Below are 18,653 nucleotides of genomic sequence, written 5' to 3' on the forward strand. Positions count from 1 at the left end.
CGCGCGGTCTGCTCCGCAGACACGACGCGCCGCCACTACGTGGCGGAAAGACGGCCACGCTCCGCGTGCCCCACTGGCCGGCTCCGCCGTCCAGTGCCGGCCAACTCCGTTGTCCGGGGCTCGAATTGCTCCGCAATTCGGCCTGCAAAAAATTCGCTCCGCGAATTCCTGAAGCTGGCTACTGGGCAAGATCCCCGTTTACCTCCTTCCCGATTGACCTAACTGGCCGTCAGATCCCTTGACACCAGGCCAATTTGATCTGGGCGAAAATAAACCCCGATTTCCCCGCTCCCCAAGCTGAGGCCACAGACCCGGCCCGCTGTCCCAGCGAAGACAAGCCCCGCCTGCCTCCCCTGACCCGAGCTTGAATTTCCACCAAAACCGGCTGCGCGACAACCACGGTATGCCAGACTCGCCCGGCGCGCAGCGTACGGTCGCAGTGAGAACCATTGACGCAACCCAGCACATCCTCAGGCCCGGATCGCTACGCGACCCGGCTGACAACGACCCGCGCCACGCGCGGATCGTAGGCTGGCCGCGAGAGTGGGGTCAGGGTGCCCCGCCCGATGCCGTACACGTTGGCCGTACTAACCGCTCCACACCTCAGACCTGCACAGCGCCACCCGAGACCACCACAGCATCCAGGATGCGCCAGGAGGCCCGTCTCTGCTCCGTGAGCTGGGGTCCCCACAGCAGCTTCATGTGTACGCGGGCATGTTCGCTCTGGACAGCGAGCCGAAGAAGTCAGTAGCCGACGATGGTGGTTCGGAGGCCGAGGGACTCGCGAATGTCCATAGCCGAGCGCGACTGGGAGCGAACGACGAGATCCTCGAAGAAGACCATGTAATCCATCTCTCTGAGTTCCGCTTCTTTGCGGATGTATGGCTCCATGATGTGCCAGAACTCGTCGAGAGATCCGAAGAATCCGGTGACGAGTTCTTCCGGCACCACCCCGTGGGCGATGAGCAGGCCGAAGTTGTCAAAGAGAAAGCCGACTTTGCGGAGGGCTGCGCGGGCTTGTGGTGGTTGCTGTGACACGCCTAGGTCGGGCGGGAATTCGGCGGCCAGTCGCTCGTAGATGAAGTCCCGCGCCTCGAACCACTCGGGGCTGCGGGCCTCCCGAAAGGCTTCTAGGACCACTGGAAGAAGACTCTGGCGTGACATCAGTCGCGCCTGCCGAATGGACAGCGCTACCGCAACAACAGCCGCTAAGGCGCTGGCCACGCTTACGACGCCTGTGACGCTCATTGTGCCCTCCCTACCAAAGGTGCTCTGCGTCGTCGCTTGAGCGCTCCGCCGCGCTCCCTATCCGCGCACCGGGGCTCCTTGCACTGCATGGCCGAAAGGCAGAGCCGAGGGAAGGTCCGACTGCACGGGCGCCTCGTTGCCCCGCGCCTCACGGCACGTACTGCACGCTCCCCGGCGCGATCAGCGTCATGGGCCCTATCTGCCACAGCCGGCCGGGCGGTTCTGGCTGGATCGCGTCGAACTGCGTCGGCCAGGCCCCGCCGGCCGGCAGCCGCGGCTGTTTGAAGGTGTATCGCGTCCGGCCGAAGGTGTAGCCCTGGAACGCGGCCAGGGAACGGGTGGGGTCCCAGACGTCGCAGATCTTTTCCACGTCCGTCCGGTAGCTCAGGTGGTTGGCGGCGACGTAAAAGCTGATGAGGTTGGACGGCAGGTCCTCCTCGGAGAACGACGAGCCGGTGAGGAAGTCCGTCGAGGCCTGCGTCTCCTCGAACACGGTGGAGACGGCCATGAAGATCGCCAGGGACACGCGCAGCACCTGGTCGGGCGTGAGCGGTTGGAGGATCTTCGCCATCACGCTCGCGGCGTTGACCGTCACCCCGTGGGTCGCGCTCCGCTGCGAGGTGACGACGTGCTCCGCGGGCAGCGGGCGGAGTATTTTTATCGCGACGGCGCGGTTGCGACGCCGCCCTTCCTCGTGGGTGTTGCTCGCCAGGTACTGCTGCGCGCTGGCGAACGTCGTCGTCGTGAAGCGCTTCTGCAGCTCCTCGGGGAACATCCGGAGCACCGCCAGCGCCCTGGCCGCCCGCAGGTCCACGTTGGCGCGCTCCACGCCCACGCAGTCCGAGAATCCGTAGATCTCCCCCGACGCCTGGGGGTCGGCGGCGAGTTCCGCGGCGATCGGAGAGAGGGCACCCGCGAACAGCGCGGCGTCGGACTGCCCGACCTCGAAGCCGTACAGGTCGGTCTCCGCGTGGTTCGGGAACTGCGTGCGCTCGAACAGCGGCGCCCGCGGGTGAGCCGAAGCGGTGCGCTCGCCGGGCGCGTACTGCCCCGGGCAGTCCTCGTACACGCCGACTCCCGGCTCGTCGTGCCGTACTGCGTGGTGGCCGGGCTGCCCGGAGCGCCCGGCCTCTTTCGCGCTCAGCACCGCGGACGCCGCTCGCACCTGGCTGATCAGAAGCTCGGCCGCCTCCGGCCGGACGTGGCCCCAGTCGATCCATCCGCAGTGCGTGGAGTAGCTGTAACGGGGCCGGGCTTCCTGGACGCCGTCCGCGGTGACCTTGCGCTGGACGGCCGGGCCCGTGCCGCCCGTCTGCTGCACCACGTGGGTCAGTTCGTGTGCCAGCAGCCGCTGTCCCTGGCTGGTTTCCGGCGCGTATTGTCCGGCGGCGAAGACCAGATGGTGGCCGAGGGTGTACGCGTCGGCGTGCACCGCACGTGCCGACGCGGCGGCGCCTGCGTCGGTGTGGACGCGTACACGGCCGAAGTCGTGGCCGAAGCGCGGCTCCATGAACGCGCGGGTGGCGGCCGACAGCGGTTGGCCACCGGTGGTCGGCGCCGCGGTGTCGCCCGGCGCGCCCGCGTCGGTCGACACGCGCCGGCGCACGAGGGGCGTCCCCTCCTGCGTACCCGGCGACTGGGTGATGCGCTCGGCGATCCGATCGGCTTCGCGCTCGTACGCGTCGCCAGCCGGCCCGACGGTCAGCTTGGGCTGCGCGGCCCCGATCCGCCCACAGCCGGCGCAGCCGCCCCCGCAACCACAGGGCGCGGCGGGGCTCATGGCGTCGTCGTCCCAGTCGCCCGTCCCCCGGCCCTGCGCGGCGGCACGTTGCAGATAGCCGTTGCCGAGGCTGCGCCGAAGCGTCGGGCCCCCGCTCCCCGCGTCGGGCACCGGCGCCGAGGACCGCTCCCACGTCACGGGCGCCCGGTAGGGCAGCGGCCTCTGGTGCTCCTCGGTGGTCAGCATGATTTCCCTTCCGGCGGCCGGGTTGCGGATCATCCCTGCCGGCTGGCGTCCCTCTCGCCTGTGCCACCGCTGCGCGCGCCGCCGTCCCGCAACAGGTCCGTGAGGTCTGGCGCCGGCTCCACTCCGAGCTCCCGCTCCAGGAGGCGCGCGTACACCTCCAGGCCGCGCCGGCCCTCCACCCAGTTGCCGGCGGCCAGGTGCGCCAGGAGGAGTGTGCGTTGCGCGCTCTCGCGCAGCGGCTCGGTGCTGACCGCCGTCATCGCGACGTCCACAGCTTCCGCATGGCAGCCCATGAGCCGCAACTGCTGACTCTGCGAGTCCAGGGCGTGCAGGAGACGCTGCCGGACGCATTCGCGCTCCATCAGGGCCCAGTCGTCGTACCAGCCGGGCAGCAGCTCCAGCGCCTCCAAGCCGGGCGGCGCGGAAAGCAATTCATCCTGCGCCGCGGTGTGTTCGATGACGCGGGTCGCCCAGGCGCTGACCGCGTGCAGATCGACCACCACGTCATCGTGCACGATCAGCCCGTGCTTGTCGGCCGACAGTAGGTTGACGTCCACGCGGTTCAGCCGCCACAGCGCTGAGCGCAGGTTGCCGTGAGCCCGGTCTCCATCGTTGACCGGCCACAACGAGCCCGCGGCGTAAGCCCGGTCTACCCGAAAGCGGCGCAGGGCGACGAAGGCCAACAGGCGTCGGCAGCTCATCGGAATGTCCACCCGACGTGTTCCCACGCTTACGTGGAGTTCGCCGAACAGGTGGAGCACTGGAGGTGGTGTGCCGATGTTTCCAGAGGTCAGGAGGTTCGGAAAAGCTGGTTCCATCAGTCCCCCGTCCGGAATGCACCGGTCGGAGAAATCAGGCGATGGGTCGCCGTTCAGCCGCCAGGTGCCCGGAAGCTGGTTGTATCAACTCCCGGGTGTTTCGGCGAGGAAAGACTGCAAGAATTCCCGCATTGTCTGTAAGGCGGATTCGACGTCTGCGGTAGATGATTCAGCACCCATCGAGAATCTGTCGATGTCGGGGTTGATCCGCAACGTGATCAGCGCTCCGTGACTCTGCACCAGGATGCGGACCACGCACACTCCCGTTCTGCCTCTTCCGGACGTCATGATGCCACCCTGTCGCCGCCTCGTCACCGTGGCGTCGCCGCGGGCGGCGCGGGGTCGGGCACCGGCCCGCGGTGACGCGCGGGTGACGGCGCAGGGTGATGCTGGCGTTGTGGGTCCTGCGCTGCCGCCGCGGGACATGGCGTGGCGTGAGCACACCCGCAGCGAGGAGAGTCGACGTGGCCGTAAGGATCAGAAGTCTCCTTCCCTCCGTGCCAGTCATGGTGGAGCTGGCTTCGGGGAGCGCGGTACGGCTGTCTCCCGGGGAGGTCTCCCGGGAACTGCCCGACGCGGAGGTCGCCGGCAGCGCCAAGGTGGAGAAGCTGCGAGCGCAGCGGGTGATCGTGGTCGAGGATGTACCGGCACAAACCACCGAAGAGGTCGCGCAGGAACCCGAGTCGGCCCCGGGGCCCGCCGAATCGCCGGGTCGCAGGGGAAAGGCCGCCGCCAAGCGGTCCGAGGTACAGGACGGCTGAAGGAGCCCAGAATCGGCCATGAGCGTGAATGCGCCGGGTCGATGTATGGCGACAGGAGACGACCATGGCGACTCTGACTTATCCGGGTGTCTACATCGAGGAGATTTCCGGCGGGACGCGCCCGCTGGACGTCGCCAGCACGTCCACGGCGGCCTTCGTCGGTTTTGCCGAGATGGGCCCCGAGGAAGCCACCCGCATCACGAATTGGACGGAATTCCAGCGCCGGTATGGGACGTACACGGACGATGGATATCTCGCGCACAGCGTGTTCCAGTACTTCAACAACGGCGGGCGGCAGTGTTACGTCGTGCGCGTCACCCGCACCGACGCCGCGACCGCCGCCGTCACCGTCAACAACCGAGCCACTCCGGTCGCCGGAGGTATGACGTTCTCGGCCCGGAGCAAGGGCTCCTGGGGCAACACGCTGTTCCTCCAGATCGAGGACGGAACGCTCGACCCGGGCAACGAGTTCAAGGTCAGCGTACGGCGCCAGGCCGACCCGGCGGTCGTGCCCGCCAACTTCAAGGACACCGCCCCGTTGGAGGTCTTCGACAATCTCAGCGTCGACCCGACCGCCCCGAACTACGCGGTCAGCGTCCTGGCGCAGGACTCCACCCTCATCAGCGCCCAACCGCTGTCCGGCAACCTCAGCGTGCAGCGCGGCATCCACCGGGGCGGCTTCGCACCGACCCTGCCGCTGAACGGCAACCTCGGCTTGCAGATCAACCTGGACGCCGACGGGTTCCAGGCGGTCACGCTGCCCGCGGCGGTCGGCGCCTCGACCGTGCCGGCGGACGTGGCGACGGCGGTGCAGACCGCGGTGCGCGCCCTGACCCGGAAGAAGACGTCCACCGACGCCACCGCCTTCACCGCCTTCACCTGCGCCGTGGAGACCGTGGCCGGGCAGTCCCGGTTCGTCCTGCAGTCCGGCACCACCACCCTCGCCACCTCGTCCGTACGCGTCCAGCCGACGGCGACCGCGGACGCCACCGGCCTGCTCAAACTCGGCGCAGGCAACGGCGGGCGGTCCGAGGACGGGGCGGCGGTCCGGCGCCCCGCCAAAGCCGACGTCGTGCAGATCGGCGACGCGGCGCTGACCGCTCCGGTCATCGCGCCGGTGACGCTCGGCAGCGACGGCGTCGCCGCGGCGACAGAGACGACGTTCAGCTCAGGCTTCCCCCGACTGGACAACGTGACGGACTTCAGCCTCCTCGCCGTCCCCGGCGAGGCGACGACGTCGATGCTGGACCTCGGCATGGCGTACTGCGCCAATCGGCCGCTCCAGGACGTGTTCTACATCGGTGAGACGGGCTCCCACGACGACACCGCCGACGAGGCCGCCGCCTTCCGCACCAAGCTCACCGTCGCCAACTCGTACGGTGCGCTGTACTTTCCCTGGGTCAAGGCGCTGGATCCGACCGGCCGGTCCCGGGAGCCCGTCCTGCTGCCGCCCTCGGGGTTCGTCGCGGGGCTGTACGCCCGTATCGACGCGAGCCGCGGCGTGTGGAAGGCGCCGGCCGGCACGGAGGCGAGCCTCAACGGCGTGGCCGGGCTCGCCGCGGAGCTCGGCGACGTGCAGCACGGCAACCTCAACCCGCTGGGCGTGGACGTCATCAGGCGCTTCGCCGGTGCGGGAGTGGTCGTGTTCGGCGCGCGCACCATCACCTCGGACCCGGCGTGGCGCTACGTGCCCGTCCGCCGTACCGCGATCATGCTGCGGGTCAGTATCTACAACGGCATTCAGTGGGCGGTGTTCGAACCGAACGACGAGCCGTTGTGGTCGCAACTGCGGCTGACCATTGGCTCGTTCATGACGACACTCTTCCGCCAGGGGGCCTTCCAAGGTGCCACGCCGGCGGAGGGATTCTTCGTCAAGTGCGACGGCGAGACGACGACGCAGACCGACATCGACAACGGGGTGGTGAACGTCCTGGTGGGGTTCGCGCCCCTGAAGCCGGCGGAGTTCGTCGTCGTGAAGATCAGCCAGAAGGCGGGCCTCGCGTCCGGGTGAGTGACGACCGCCAGCGGAAGGAGAGCGCCCGATGCCCAAGTTCAGCGTCAACGCGACGCGGTTCGACCCGTACCTCGGGTTCAAGTTCAAGATCAAGGTGGATGGCCAGTACGTGGCCGGCTTGAGCAAGTGCAGCGCACTCAAACGCACCACGGAAGTCACGCCCTGGTACGAGGGCGGGGATTCGAGCGGGCCGCACCAGATCCCCGGCAAGACGAAGTACGACGCGCTCACCCTGGAGGCCGGTGTCACGCACGACACGACCTTCGAGGCGTGGGCGAACAAGGTCAACAACTTTCAGGGTGACGCGGCGATGTCCCTGGCGTCCTTCCGCAAGGACATCAGCATCGAGGTCTACAACCACCAGGGGCAGAAGGTGTTGGCGTACAACATCTTCCGCTGCTGGGTCTCGGAGTACCAGGCGCTGCCGCAGCTCGACGCGAGCGGAAACGCCGTGATGATCAGCACCGTCAAGCTGGAGAACGAGGGCTGGGTGCGGGACACCTCGGTGACCGAGGCCAAGGAGACGTAGGGGTGTCCGTGGGGGTACTGCCGGGCGGCTACTGGGACGCCGAGGGGCGGCTGCACCGCGACTTCGAGCTCGCGGTGCTCACCGGGCGCGACGAAGAGCTGCTCGCCGAGGCGCGTGCGCCGAGGCCCGCGGCGCTGGTCACCGAGGTCCTCAGTCGCTGCGTGCGCCGACTCGGCGGCGTCTCGCCCGTACCGCCCGAGATGGTCCGGGGGCTGCTGGTCGCCGACCGGCAGTACCTGCTGCTCCACCTGCGCAGGGCGAGCTTCGGCGACACGGTCCGCGCACATCTCATCTGCCCCTGGGCGGAGTGCGGTGAGCGGGTGTCTTTGGAGTTCTCGCTCGCCGACGTGCCGGTGGAGGAGGCCCGCCGACGGGCTCCGTCCCACACGATGACGCTGACGGCCGAACCCCTGGAGGTCACCTTCCGGCTGCCGAACGGGGCCGACCAGGAAGAGCTCGCGGAACTGTCCGCGAGCAACGAGGCCGAGGCCCTGACCTCGCTCCTGGCCCGCTGCGTGCAGCGGCTGGGACCGGACGGCGACCCGCCGGACCAGCAGCGGATGGCCGAACTGCCGGCTGCCGCCCGGTCCGAGATCGAGCAGCGGATGTACGAACTCGCCCCGTCCGTCGAGCAGTCGATGGAGGCGCGGTGCGTCCACTGCGGCCGGGTGATCATCGCACCGCTGGACATCCAGCGCTTCTTCCTCGGCGAACTGCGCACCGACAGCGGGTTGCTCTACCGCGAAGTGCACTACCTGGCGTACCACTACCACTGGAGCGAACACGAGATCATGGAGCTGACCCGCGACAAGCGGCGCACCTACATCGAGGTGCTCGCCGACGCGATCGAGGTGCTCAACAGTGGCGCATGAGGGCTACCTGCGGAGTGTCTTGGCCGACGGGCGGCGGCCGTTCCGGCATCGCGCCCGGGTACGCGCGCTGCTCGGGCTCCCTGAGGACACCGGGGTGCGCGTCACCTTCGTGCCGCCGCTGCCGGGCGTCGGGTTCGCGTACCTGCGGCCGTGGTACGGCACGGGGGAACCGTACGGGGGGCCTGGGGGCTCGGGGATCGGGTACGGGATGCCGAGTGGTCCGGAGGTGCCGTACGGGCGGTCTGCTGGCGGGGATGTGCTGCCGGCCCGGATCGAGTACGACTCCTTCGACGCAGACGCAGACGCAGACGCCGACACGGCCACGGGCAGCGGCGCGGGCGCGGGCACAGACATGGGCGCGAAAGCCGACGCGCAAGCCACCGCGCGTCCCGTGGCTGTAAGCGACGGCCAGGAGGACGAGCAGAACCAACCGGCGCCGACCACTGCCGTGTCGTCCCCAAGGAAAGGTGACGACGAGGCGGCGGACGTGGTTTCTGTGACGCTTCCGGGGATCACGGCGATGCCGTCAGCGCCTCCGTCACCGTCACGGTCATCTGGCGGGCAGGAGCGCCCTCGACAGCGCGCGCCAGAGGAAGGCGCCCCACCGAAGCACCCATCAGGCAACGCCCCAGCACCAGCACCGACCACAAGCGGCGTACCGAGCCACGCGCCGCACCAACCGGCCCCGCGGTCGGCGCCCGCCCCGGCCGTACGCACCACTCCGCCACAAGCCCGCACCACCCCGCGGGAGCAACCCGCCATACCCCCGTCCGCACCGCCCCACCCGACGACGCCTCATTCGACGGCGCGCCCGGCGGCGCGTCCCGGCCCGGAACCCACCCCCGCCCAGCACCGCGGCACACCCCCACCGCCGCCTCCCGACCGCCGCCCGCGCCTACGGCCCCTCCCCACCCAGCCACTGCGCAGCGTCACCCCGCCCCGCCCCGGCCCCCCGGCGCGGATGCCGCGGCCGGAGGAGACCGCGGCGGCACCCACTGCCGAACCGCCGGCCTCCAGCCCCCTCCAGCCGGCCCCGCCCGTCATCACCAGCCCCCCGCCCCCGTCCCCTGACGGCATCGCCGCCTTCTGGGTGCGGCGCCATCTCCCCCGGCTGCGCGGCAGGATCCTGCGGTGAGCGCCGGGACCGCGATCGGCATGGTCAGTGCCTCGCTGCGCAGTCTCCTGGTCGGTGAGATGCGGCTCGCCCCGGCCATGGACGTGACCGTCCTCGCCCCTGACGAGCCGGGGGGCGGCCGACGCATCAACCTCTTCCTCTACAAGATCACCGAGAATCCGTACCTCAAGAACCAGGACTGGGCACTCCGGCCGGGCACCACCGACCAGCTCCTCGACGCCCCCCTGTCCCTGTACCTCTTCTACCTGCTGACGCCCTACGCGCCCAACGACCCGCTGAGCGGCAACGTGACCGCGCACCAGAGCGTGGGAGAGGCCATGCGGGTTTTCCACGAGAACCCGGTCGTCCCCCGCACCTATCTCGACCCCGGTCTTCTCGACGCCCGCGAGCGGTTGCAGATCGCGATCGCGCCGCTGGACCACGAGGAGCTGAGCCGGATCTGGAGCACCTTCGCCCAGCCGTTCCGGCTCTCCGTGCTCTACCAGGTGTCCACCGTCCAGCTCGACCGGCTGCCGGGCGCGGCCCGCCCGCTGCCGAAGCGGGTACGGCGGGTCGGCATTCCCGATGTACGGGCGCCCCTCAGCCCGCCCGAGGTCACCGCCATGTCGCCGGCCGCGGGGCGGGCGGGCTCGGTGCTCACGTTCACCGGTACGCACCTGGCCGGGTGGCTCGCCGACGTGCGTCTCGGTGGCGAGCCGGTCGGGGCCGCGGTGCCGCTGAGCGGTGACGCGTTCACGGTGACGCTCGCCGCGGGCCTGAAGGCCGGGTTCTACGAGGTGCGTGTGGACGTCTCGCACCTGTTCCGCCGCACGTTCGTTTTCGAGGTCACGCCATGACCCACCGCGCGTACCGGGACAACGGCGAGCATCTCGCCGACGAGTTGCGCCGCCTCGACCTGCTGATCGAGCGCCGTCTCGCGACGGTCAGCCTGCAGAACGAGGCGGCCCCGCAGCAGCAGGCGGCCCGCACCGTCTACATCACCCGGCAGGAAGTCGACTGGCTGCTCACCCACCAACCCCAGGAACCGCCCTCCCCCGCCACCGAACTCGACCGGCTGGACGCGGAGATCGACGCGCGCGTGCAGCGCAGCGCCGCCAACGGCGTCACGCTGGCGCTCCCCGCGCTCGGTGCGCTCTTCGCGTTGAGCCCGTGGGAGCTGCGGGCCGTCACCGTGTGCCTCGGCCCGGAACTGCGGCGCAAGTACGACCGGCTGTACGCCTACCTCCAGGACGACATCACCCGCAAGCGCCCCAGCGTCGATCTCGTCCTCGACCTGCTCTGCCCAGGTGAACGGCAGCGCTGGGCCGCTCTCGGCGCGTTCCAGGAGACGGCGCCGCTGCTACGCACCGGCATCCTGCGGAAGATCGACGACCCGCAGAGCCCCTCGGGGTCCACCGGCCTCGCCCAGTTCCTGGCACTGGACCCGCGGATCTGCCGCTTCCTGCTGGACGCGGACGCCCCCGACGCACGGCTGTACCGCGCGGAGGACGCCGCCGAAAGCGATATCGATGCCGAAGACGCCGACACGGATCTCGCGCAGGGCCTGCGCCGCCTCGCCGAACATCACCTCAAACAGGACGGCAACGCCCGCCCGCTGGTGTTCTACCTGTACGGCCCACCTGGCGCGGGCAAACGCGAACTGGCCCGCCGTACGTGCCGCGACCTGGGCATGGGGCTGCTCAGCCTCGGCGATCAGCCGGCGTACGGCACCGACCTGAGGGAGGCGCGGCTGTGCCGGGCCGCCGTCCACCTGCCGCACGCCGACGCGCTCCGCCACGACGACGCCGCACCGCTGCGCGCGGCCTTGGCAACGGCCGTCGCCGACTTCGGTGAACTGGTGTTCCTGACCGGCGAATCGGCCTGGGATGGCGAGGAGAGCTTCGCCGGCGCCCTGTTCCAGCCCGTCCCCGTGCCGCTGCCCGACGTGGCCCGCGGCACTGCACTGTGGCGCCGGCTGCTCGCCGAGTACACCGCCGAGCCGGGCGCGTGGGCCGCCGAGTTGGCGACGCTCTTCCGCCTGTCGCCCGGCGGGATGCGGGCCGCGATCCGGTACGCCCGCAACCGGCGGTTGATGGAGCCGCTGCCGCGTGGCATGACCCTGGCCGACCTGTCCGCCGCCTGCCGGGCGTTGTCCCGTCGGCGGCTCGGCGACCTGGCCGTCGAGGTGCGGCCCCGAGCCGGCTGGGACGACCTCGTCCTGCCCACCGACCAGATGGAGCAACTGCGGGAGGTCCGTGACCAGCTCCGCCACCGCCACCAGGTGTACGACCGTTGGGGCTTCGGCGGTGAGACCCACCGCGGCAAAGGGCTGAGCGTGCTGTTCAGCGGGGTCCCCGGAACGGGTAAGACGATGGCGGCGGAGGTGCTGGCGCACGACCTCGGGCTCGGCCTGTACGCCGTGGACCTCTCCGGTGTCGTCAGCAAATACATCGGCGAGACCGAGAAGAACCTGGCCCGCGTCTTCACCGAGGCGCGCACCGGCAACGCCATCCTCTTCTTCGACGAGGCCGACGCGCTGTTCGGCAAGCGCACCGAGGTGTCGGACGCGCACGACCGGTACGCCAACATCGAGACGAGCTACCTCCTGCAGAAGATGGAGGAGTACGAGGGCGTGGTGGTGCTGGCGACGAACCTGCGGCAGAACCTGGACGACGCGTTCACCCGCCGCGTCCGCTTCATCATCGAGTTCCCGTTCCCCGACGCCGACAGCAGGCTGCGGATCTGGCAGGGGCTCTTCCCGCCGCAGGCGCCGGTCGCGGCGGACGTCGACTTCGCCGCGCTGGCCCGGGAGTTCCCGGTGGCCGGCGGCAGCATCAAGAACATCGTGCTGAACGCGGCGTTCGTTGCCGCGGCCGACTGCGGACCCATCGGCCGGCGGCACATCCTGCGGGGAGTCCGGCGGGAGTTCGAGAAGATCGGCAAGCTCTGGACGGAGCCGGCCCCGGCCGGTGACCCCGTCGGGGCCGCCGGAGGGGTGGGGCCATGCTGACGATGCCGCACCGGACCACCCGCTCCACGGAGACGTACGGGCCGCGCCCCGCACCACCGCAGGCTCCCCGGGCGAGGGCCGCGACCGACCTAGCGTTGCGGCGCAGTCTCGGCAGCGAGTACCTCCAGCGCCTCGCCGAAGACAGCGACGGCGAGCACGACGTCCCCTCGGGGTGCGGTTGCTCGGGAAGCTGTTCCGGCTGCGGTCCCGTGCAGGCCAGCGCGCTCGTCGGGCCCGCCGGCGATTGGTACGAGCAGGAGGCCGAACGGGTCGCCGAACGGATCGTCGCGACCCCCGGCCCCGCACCCTCCGGCCCCGCGCCCGCTGCCCCGCGCCCCGCCATCCAGCGGCTGCCGACCGGGCACGGCGGCACGCCGACGGCCTCCCCGCCCACCAGCGGCGGGCGCCCGCTGACGCCCGCGTCCCGCGCGTTCATGGAGCCCCGCTTCGGCCAGGACTTCGCGCACGTACAGCTACACACCGACACCGCGTCCCATCAGTACGCGGCCGGGATCCGGGCCCGCGCCTTCACCTACGGCCACCACATCCACCTGGCGCAGAACGAAAGCGAGCACGACCACCGGCTGCTCGCCCACGAACTGACCCACGTCGTGCAGCAGCGCGGTGGCGCGGCTCCGGCGGCCGGGACCGTACAGCGGGCGATCAGCCCCGGACTCGACCAGATCGAGGACTACCTCGGCTACGGGCTGTTCGACTGGGCCATCACCGACCAGGACGCCACCCGTTCGCTGGACCTCCTCAAGTCACTGGCCCGACTCCAGCAGGCCGTGTTCTTCAACGACCCGACCCACGCGCGGCGGCTGCGGGAGAACCTCCCCGACGGGCGGCTCCCCGAGTACGACCGGCTCGCCGCCGATGTCGCGGGGCTGCAACCGCCCGCCACCACGCTGGAGACCATCGAGGACCGCCTTTCGTACGGGCTCTTCGACTGGGCCGTCACCGACCAGGACGCGGTGGTCGCCCTCGACCTGCTGAAGCAGCTTTCGGGAAACCAACTCGCGACCGCCATGGCCGCCATCGACTACGACCGGCTCCTTGACAATCTGCCGAACGCCCGCCGACCCGAGCTCACCGCGCTCTACGACCGGGCCCTCGGCACGGGCGGCACCCGGCAGACCGAGGAGGGCAGCCACCCCGGCACGCTCCTCAGCTCCGTCACCTTCCGGTCCGACCACGGACTGATGAAGAACAACGAGGACGACTGGGAGAGCGATGGCAACGCGTACGGCGAACCGGAGTGGTTCTCCGACAAGGGGCTCGCGAACAGCCGCCCGATCAGCCAGACCATGAGCACCGGCGTCCGCGCCGACGTCAACCTCGACATCACCCCGCTCAACGCGCCGGCCGCGCCCGTCCGGCTGACCGGCCGCAGCACCGAACCCGCGCTGAACTTCGAGTTCTCCGGCACCCTGCACGGCGGCACGGCCCAGATGCTGCCGCTCGTCGGCACCACCGCGCTGCCCGGCACCGTCACTTCGCTGGAGAACCGGCAGATCGTGTGGGATCTGGAGTGGCAGCAGTGGAAGCGCGAGATCGCCCGGACCCGGCACAGCGTGTACGTCACCGCCGGCCCGCCCCACGCACCGGCGGAGGTCACGCTCCGGCGCATGCGGACGTCGACGCGGATCGTCGGCGAAGCCGCCCGTGAGGCGGGCTCCCTCGACCCGCACGCGCTGGTGTCGAGCGTCATGAAGCGCTGGAACAGCTACAACCTGTTCGTCCGGCTCGACAACGCGTGGAAGCTGGCGGACGACCTGGCCACCGGGGCGCAGTGCATCGACATCGTGCGCTTCGTGCAAGGGGTGCTCCTCCAGGTCGGTCTGGCAGGCAGCACCGCGGCCGTCGTCGTCTGGGCCAGGCCCAGCAGCCCCGAGCACGCCGAGGAGACCTTCGGCGGCGGCCTGTCCGGCACCAGGCACCCCGACAACCCGTGGTACGCCGCGCTGATCGACGCCAACGGGTGCGGCAACAACTTCGAGGCGGCGCTGCGCTTCGCGCACGGCGGCGTGACCCGCTACTACCCGGGCGGTGCCGACCCGAACAAGGTCTACTCCACCCCCACGGACGTCCTGCACGTCTTCCAGTGCTTCGCCTGGGTGGAGCCCCTCGGCCCGCGCCGCATGAACGTACGTCAGATCCTGACCACCTATCCGCACGGCCACTGCACCACCGGAGAACTGACCTGCAAGGGCGGGGAGGACTAGGCGAGATGACCGACGGCTTTCCCAACAAGCCCCGCATTCTGCGCGGCGCGTTCGTGGAGTACGGGCTGAGCCTGCCACCGCTGCTGGTGGTGTTCCAGTTCAACCCCGTGCAGCTCACCCGTAACCGATCGCTGTCCTACACCTTCGCCGGCGCCGCCGCGGCGGCAGCGGCGGCGCAGAAGTCGGGCGCACTGCCGCGCACCCTGCGCACCGAGCACGGCCGGCGCTCCAGTCTGCTGGACGTCCAGCGGGAGCAGTTGGTGACCGTGGAGGAGCAGAAGCTCGGCTTCGACATCCGCCTCGACGCCACCGACCGGCTGGACGACGGCGACTCGGTCACCGAACAGTTCGGCATCGGCCCGCAGATCGCGACGCTGGAGCTGATGACGCAGCCGAAGCGGGAGAGTGTGCTCGGTGGCCTCGCCGCCCGGCTGCTGCACAAGCCCGACGGGTTCAGCTTCACCCGCAGCGCCAACCCGCCGCTGATCCTGTTCATCTTCGGCCGCAAACGGGTGCTGCCGGTGAACATCAACTCCCTCAACATCACCGAGACGGAGTTCAGCGCCGATCTGAACCCCGTCCGGGCCACCGTCTCGGTCTCCCTCACGGTCATCGAGGGCAGCAGCATCCCCTACCGGTACACGCAGACCATGACGGAGGTCATGTCGAGCGTGGGGTTCGCCAGCGCCGTCACCGATGCGGCGAACGTCGTCGTCCCAGGGTGAGTGACACATGTTCAGCAAGCTGTCCCGCTACCGCACCGTCCCCGACGTGGTGTCGCCCGACACCCGTGGCCGGATCCTGCCCGCCAAGGGTGTTCGGCCGCTGCCCGACACACCCGGCGCGCTGGAGCACACCGTGGACTCCGGCGACCGGCTGGACCAGCTCGCCGCCTCCTACTACGGGCAGCCCCTGCACTACTGGCACATCTGCGACGCCAACCCGCTGTTCCTCTCCCCCCTGGAACTCCTCGGACAGGAACCCGTGAGGTCCACCCGCTTCCCGCTCACCACGGCGGCGAAGGACCCGCCGTGGGCCGCGCTGATCGCCGCGCTGGCGGCGGTGAACGGGGTGCGCGACGTGACCGTGGCCGAAGACGTCGAGCTCGTCCCGCAGACGCAGACGGTGAGCGGGCAGCAGGTCACCGTGATCGTCGAGCGATTCGTCCGTGCCGTCGTCGTCACGTACCACTGCATCGACGTCCAAGCGCAGGACCTGGCCGCGCTGATCGCGGCGCGCGGCTTCGACGTCGGGCCGCCGGTCGACCGCGGGCGGCTCGGTCAGTCCATCGCGATCCCCGCGGCAGTGAGCGGATAGGGGGCCGGAGTGCGCCACGACGAGCTGCGCATCGACATCGACGGCGTGGAGGCCGCGGACCTCTACGCGGATCTGCTGGGCCTGGAGGTGGAGCTCGACGAGGAACTGGCCGGGATGTTCCGGATGACGCTGGCGCTGCTGCTGCGTCCCGACGGGTCGTGGACGTACCTGGACGACGAGCGGCTCATGGTGTGGCGGCGGGTGCAGGTGACCGCGGGCTTGCAGGACGATGTGCAGCCGCTGCTGACCGGCTACATCACCCACGTCCGCCCGGACTTCGGCCCCGGGCTCGAGGCCTGCCGGCTCCAGGTGTGGGGTACGGACGCCAGCGTCCTGATGGACCGCGTGGAGCGGCTCAAGGACTGGCCGAACAAGAAGGACAGCGACATCGCGACCGAGACGTTCCAGGCGTACGGGCTGACGCCGCAGGTGACCGACACGGGGATCGTCCACGACGAGGCGGTGTCGACCGTCATCCAGCGCGAGACCGACATCCAGTTGCTCAGGCGGCTGGCCCTGCGCAACGGTTTCGAGTGCTTCGTGGACGGCGACAGGGGCTACTTCCGTCCGCCGGCCGTCGACGACACGCCGCAGCCGGTGCTCGCGGTGCACTTCGGGGAAGAGACGAACGTCAACCGGTTCAGCCTGGAGGTAGACGCGCTGGCCCCCACGGACGTCGCGATGTTCCAGATCGACCACATCGCCGGTGACGTGCTGGAAGCGCACGCGGTCCCCGGCTCCCAGACCGCCCTGGGAGCGGTGCCGGCCGCCGGTGTACTCGGCCCCGGCATGGGACCCGGGCTCGTGTACGTGGCGCAGAGCGTGGCCACCGGCGTACCGGAGATGACCGAAATCTGCCAGAGCGTCTACGACCAGGCCGAGTGGCTGGTGACCGGGGAGGGCGAGGTCGCCGCCAACGAGTACGGCAGCATCCTGCGGCCCCGCTCCACCGTCACCGTCAAGGGCGTCGGGGCGACGCACAGCGGCGTCTACTACGTCGCGCACGTCACCCACAGGTTCACCCTCGACGGCTACCTCCAGACGTTTCGCATCAAGCGCAACGCACTGGCGTCCAAGGGCGACGAGGACTTCTCGACCGGTGGGGCCGACGCGGCGGCCGGACTGCCGGCCGCGGGCGCTCTGGCCGCGGAGGTGTCGCTGTGACGCTGGAGCGCATCGTCGCCGGCCTGGTGGAGGACACCGGGCGGCGCTGCTACGGCAAGTACCGGGGCACGGTGGTCGACAACGACGACCCTTCGCGCCTCGGCCGGCTGCGGCTCACCGTCGCGGACGTACTGGGCCCGGAGGTCGTCACCGGCTGGGCCACGCCCTGCGTCCCGTACGGAGGGGCCACGGGGCAGGGGTTGCTGTTCATTCCGGAGCGCGAGGCCGGGGTGTGGGTCGAGTTCGAGCGGGGGGACACGGAGTTCCCCATCTGGGTCGGTACGTACTGGAGCAGGCCGGGCGACGAGAGCCAGGTGCCGAAGCCGCGCTCGGACGCCGGCACCGAGGACGCGGAAGCGGTGCAGTCACCCCCGACCTCGAAGATCCTCGCCACTCTCAAGGGGCACACCATCCAGTTGGAGGACGCCGACGGCAAGGAACGGGTCCTCGTCCGCGAGGGCAGCCGCGGCCATCTCCTGACGATGGATCAGTCCGGAGTCACAGTCACCGACGCGGGCGGCAACACCGTCTCGCTCACCGACGACGGCATCCGCATCACCGACGCCACCGGCAGCTTCCTCCAGATGTCCTCCGACGCCGTCACCCTCACCGCGAAGACGCCCCTCACCATCAACGCCGCCGGTCAGAGCATGACGGTGGTCGCCGCCAGCATCGACCTGAAGAAGGGCTGAGCCGATGGCCAAGAGCATCGTCGTCAAGGGCGACAGCGTGCGGGGCACCGACACGCACCAGGTCTCGGGCACCCTCGAGAACGGCACGACGCCCTACGCGGGCCTCGGCAAGTACGCCTACCGGGGCTCGATCACGGAAGGGCTCAGCGACTTCGTACGGATCAACGGCGTGCCGGTGGCCCTGGTGACCAGCGGCAGCACCCTCGACGCGGGCCAGACGGCGCCGGGCCCGCCACCCGGCGGCCATGCCGGTCCCGCCGGCAGCGACTTCGTGCCCGCCGCGCCGAAACCACTCGCCACCTCGCTGTCGATCCTCGACGCACCGCTCGGCGGCGGCACCCCCGGCGCCGGTGCGGGCAGTGGGCTGCTGACCATCGGCGGCGTCAAGGTGCTGCTCGACAAGGACGTGATCGACACGTGCAGCGGCCTGCCCACACCCGGCGAGTCGAAGGTCAGCGCGGAGCAGCAGTCGCTGGTGGCCTGCTCCCAGTGACCGGCGTACGAGCGGCGGAGCGAGAGGGAGGGGGCGAGCGTGGCCACAGGGTTCGGGTTCCCGTTCGGCGTCGACGCGGCCGGTGCCATCGTGCCGGAGCCCGACGAGAGCGCGGAATTGCGCGGCAAGGTCATCCAGGTGCTGTTCACGGCGCCCGGGGAGCGGATCAACCAACCGGAGTTCGGGTGCGGACTGTTCAACCTGGTCTTCGACCCCGCCAACACGATCCTGGCCGCGGCCGTCGAGTTCACCGTCGGGCAGGCGCTGACCCGGTGGCTGGGAGACGACCTCGTGGTCAGCGGAGTGGACGTACAGGCGCAGGAAGAGACGCTGTCCGTCGAGGTGGCCTACGTACGGCGCCGGGACCTCGCCCGGCAGGCGGTCAGGGTGCAGTTCCGGTGAGCGGGAACGGGAACGGACGAGCGGGGGC

At 70.2% G+C, this 18,653-nt stretch carries 16 protein-coding genes; 13 read left to right on the forward strand and 3 right to left on the reverse strand.

Annotation, left to right across the window (positions count from 1 at the left end; translation table 11 throughout):
* Window positions 1-744: 744 nt before the first annotated feature.
* The 3 genes from ACIRF8_RS08590 to ACIRF8_RS08600 all read right to left on the reverse strand — a co-directional run bounded on the left by ACIRF8_RS08590 (window position 745) and on the right by ACIRF8_RS08600 (window position 3,927).
* The gene (locus ACIRF8_RS08590; protein ID WP_404212379.1) at window positions 745-1,248 is read right to left on the reverse strand and encodes a hypothetical protein; all 504 of its coding nucleotides are present in this window, start codon (window positions 1,246-1,248) and stop codon (window positions 745-747) included.
* A 148-nt stretch (window positions 1,249-1,396) separates the two neighbouring features.
* The gene (locus ACIRF8_RS08595) at window positions 1,397-3,214 is read right to left on the reverse strand and encodes a DUF4157 domain-containing protein (RefSeq protein ID WP_404212381.1); all 1,818 of its coding nucleotides are present in this window, start codon (window positions 3,212-3,214) and stop codon (window positions 1,397-1,399) included.
* A 29-nt stretch (window positions 3,215-3,243) separates the two neighbouring features.
* On the reverse strand, window positions 3,244-3,927 hold the full coding sequence (locus ACIRF8_RS08600) for a BTAD domain-containing putative transcriptional regulator (protein WP_404212383.1): 684 nt from the start codon (window positions 3,925-3,927) through the stop codon (window positions 3,244-3,246).
* A 602-nt stretch (window positions 3,928-4,529) separates the two neighbouring features.
* On the opposite strand from ACIRF8_RS08600, the gene ACIRF8_RS08605 reads away from it, so the two are divergent.
* From ACIRF8_RS08605 to ACIRF8_RS08665, 13 genes are all read left to right on the forward strand, one after another.
* Window positions 4,530-4,793: a hypothetical protein gene (locus tag ACIRF8_RS08605; RefSeq protein WP_404212384.1), complete on the forward strand. Its 264-nt coding sequence runs from the start codon at window positions 4,530-4,532 to the stop codon at window positions 4,791-4,793.
* A gap of 64 nt (window positions 4,794-4,857) precedes the next feature.
* Window positions 4,858-6,804 carry a phage tail sheath family protein gene (locus ACIRF8_RS08610; RefSeq protein WP_404212386.1) on the forward strand — a complete coding sequence of 649 codons (1,947 nt, stop codon included), beginning with the start codon at window positions 4,858-4,860 and terminating at the stop codon, window positions 6,802-6,804.
* 31 nt (window positions 6,805-6,835) lie between these two features.
* Window positions 6,836-7,336: a phage tail protein gene (locus ACIRF8_RS08615; RefSeq protein ID WP_389908035.1), complete on the forward strand. Its 501-nt coding sequence runs from the start codon at window positions 6,836-6,838 to the stop codon at window positions 7,334-7,336.
* Window positions 7,337-7,338: 2 nt separating this feature from the next.
* Window positions 7,339-8,208 carry a hypothetical protein gene (locus tag ACIRF8_RS08620; protein ID WP_404212389.1) on the forward strand — a complete coding sequence of 290 codons (870 nt, stop codon included), beginning with the start codon at window positions 7,339-7,341 and terminating at the stop codon, window positions 8,206-8,208.
* 1,131 nt (window positions 8,209-9,339) lie between these two features.
* Window positions 9,340-10,179, forward strand: coding sequence for a DUF4255 domain-containing protein (locus ACIRF8_RS08625; RefSeq protein ID WP_404212391.1), 840 nt, complete (start codon window positions 9,340-9,342; stop codon window positions 10,177-10,179).
* Complete coding sequence (locus tag ACIRF8_RS08630) at window positions 10,176-12,332, forward strand: ATP-binding protein (RefSeq protein ID WP_404212393.1); 2,157 nt, start codon at window positions 10,176-10,178, stop codon at window positions 12,330-12,332. Before ACIRF8_RS08625 ends, ACIRF8_RS08630 begins: the two co-directional genes overlap by 4 nt.
* Window positions 12,326-14,557 carry a DUF4157 domain-containing protein gene (locus ACIRF8_RS08635; RefSeq protein WP_404212395.1) on the forward strand — a complete coding sequence of 744 codons (2,232 nt, stop codon included), beginning with the start codon at window positions 12,326-12,328 and terminating at the stop codon, window positions 14,555-14,557. The genes ACIRF8_RS08630 and ACIRF8_RS08635 overlap by 7 nt, the downstream gene beginning before the upstream one ends.
* A gap of 5 nt (window positions 14,558-14,562) precedes the next feature.
* A complete protein-coding gene (locus tag ACIRF8_RS08640; protein WP_404212397.1) occupies window positions 14,563-15,282 on the forward strand; it encodes a hypothetical protein in 720 nt (239 codons plus the stop codon).
* Between the two features lie 7 nt (window positions 15,283-15,289).
* Complete coding sequence (locus ACIRF8_RS08645; protein ID WP_404212399.1) at window positions 15,290-15,874, forward strand: hypothetical protein; 585 nt, start codon at window positions 15,290-15,292, stop codon at window positions 15,872-15,874.
* Window positions 15,875-15,883: 9 nt separating this feature from the next.
* Complete coding sequence (locus ACIRF8_RS08650) at window positions 15,884-17,038, forward strand: phage late control D family protein (RefSeq protein ID WP_404212401.1); 1,155 nt, start codon at window positions 15,884-15,886, stop codon at window positions 17,036-17,038.
* Window positions 17,035-17,730 carry a phage baseplate assembly protein V gene (locus tag ACIRF8_RS08655; protein ID WP_404212403.1) on the forward strand — a complete coding sequence of 232 codons (696 nt, stop codon included), beginning with the start codon at window positions 17,035-17,037 and terminating at the stop codon, window positions 17,728-17,730. Before ACIRF8_RS08650 ends, ACIRF8_RS08655 begins: the two co-directional genes overlap by 4 nt.
* Before the next feature lie 4 nt (window positions 17,731-17,734).
* Window positions 17,735-18,223: a hypothetical protein gene (locus tag ACIRF8_RS08660; RefSeq protein WP_404212405.1), complete on the forward strand. Its 489-nt coding sequence runs from the start codon at window positions 17,735-17,737 to the stop codon at window positions 18,221-18,223.
* A 39-nt stretch (window positions 18,224-18,262) separates the two neighbouring features.
* Window positions 18,263-18,625, forward strand: coding sequence for a GPW/gp25 family protein (locus ACIRF8_RS08665; RefSeq protein ID WP_404212407.1), 363 nt, complete (start codon window positions 18,263-18,265; stop codon window positions 18,623-18,625).
* Window positions 18,626-18,653: the final 28 nt, after the last annotated feature.

Source organism: Streptomyces sp. NPDC102406 (assembly GCF_044765725.1).
Taxonomy (GTDB): Bacteria; Actinomycetota; Actinomycetes; order Streptomycetales; family Streptomycetaceae; genus Streptomyces.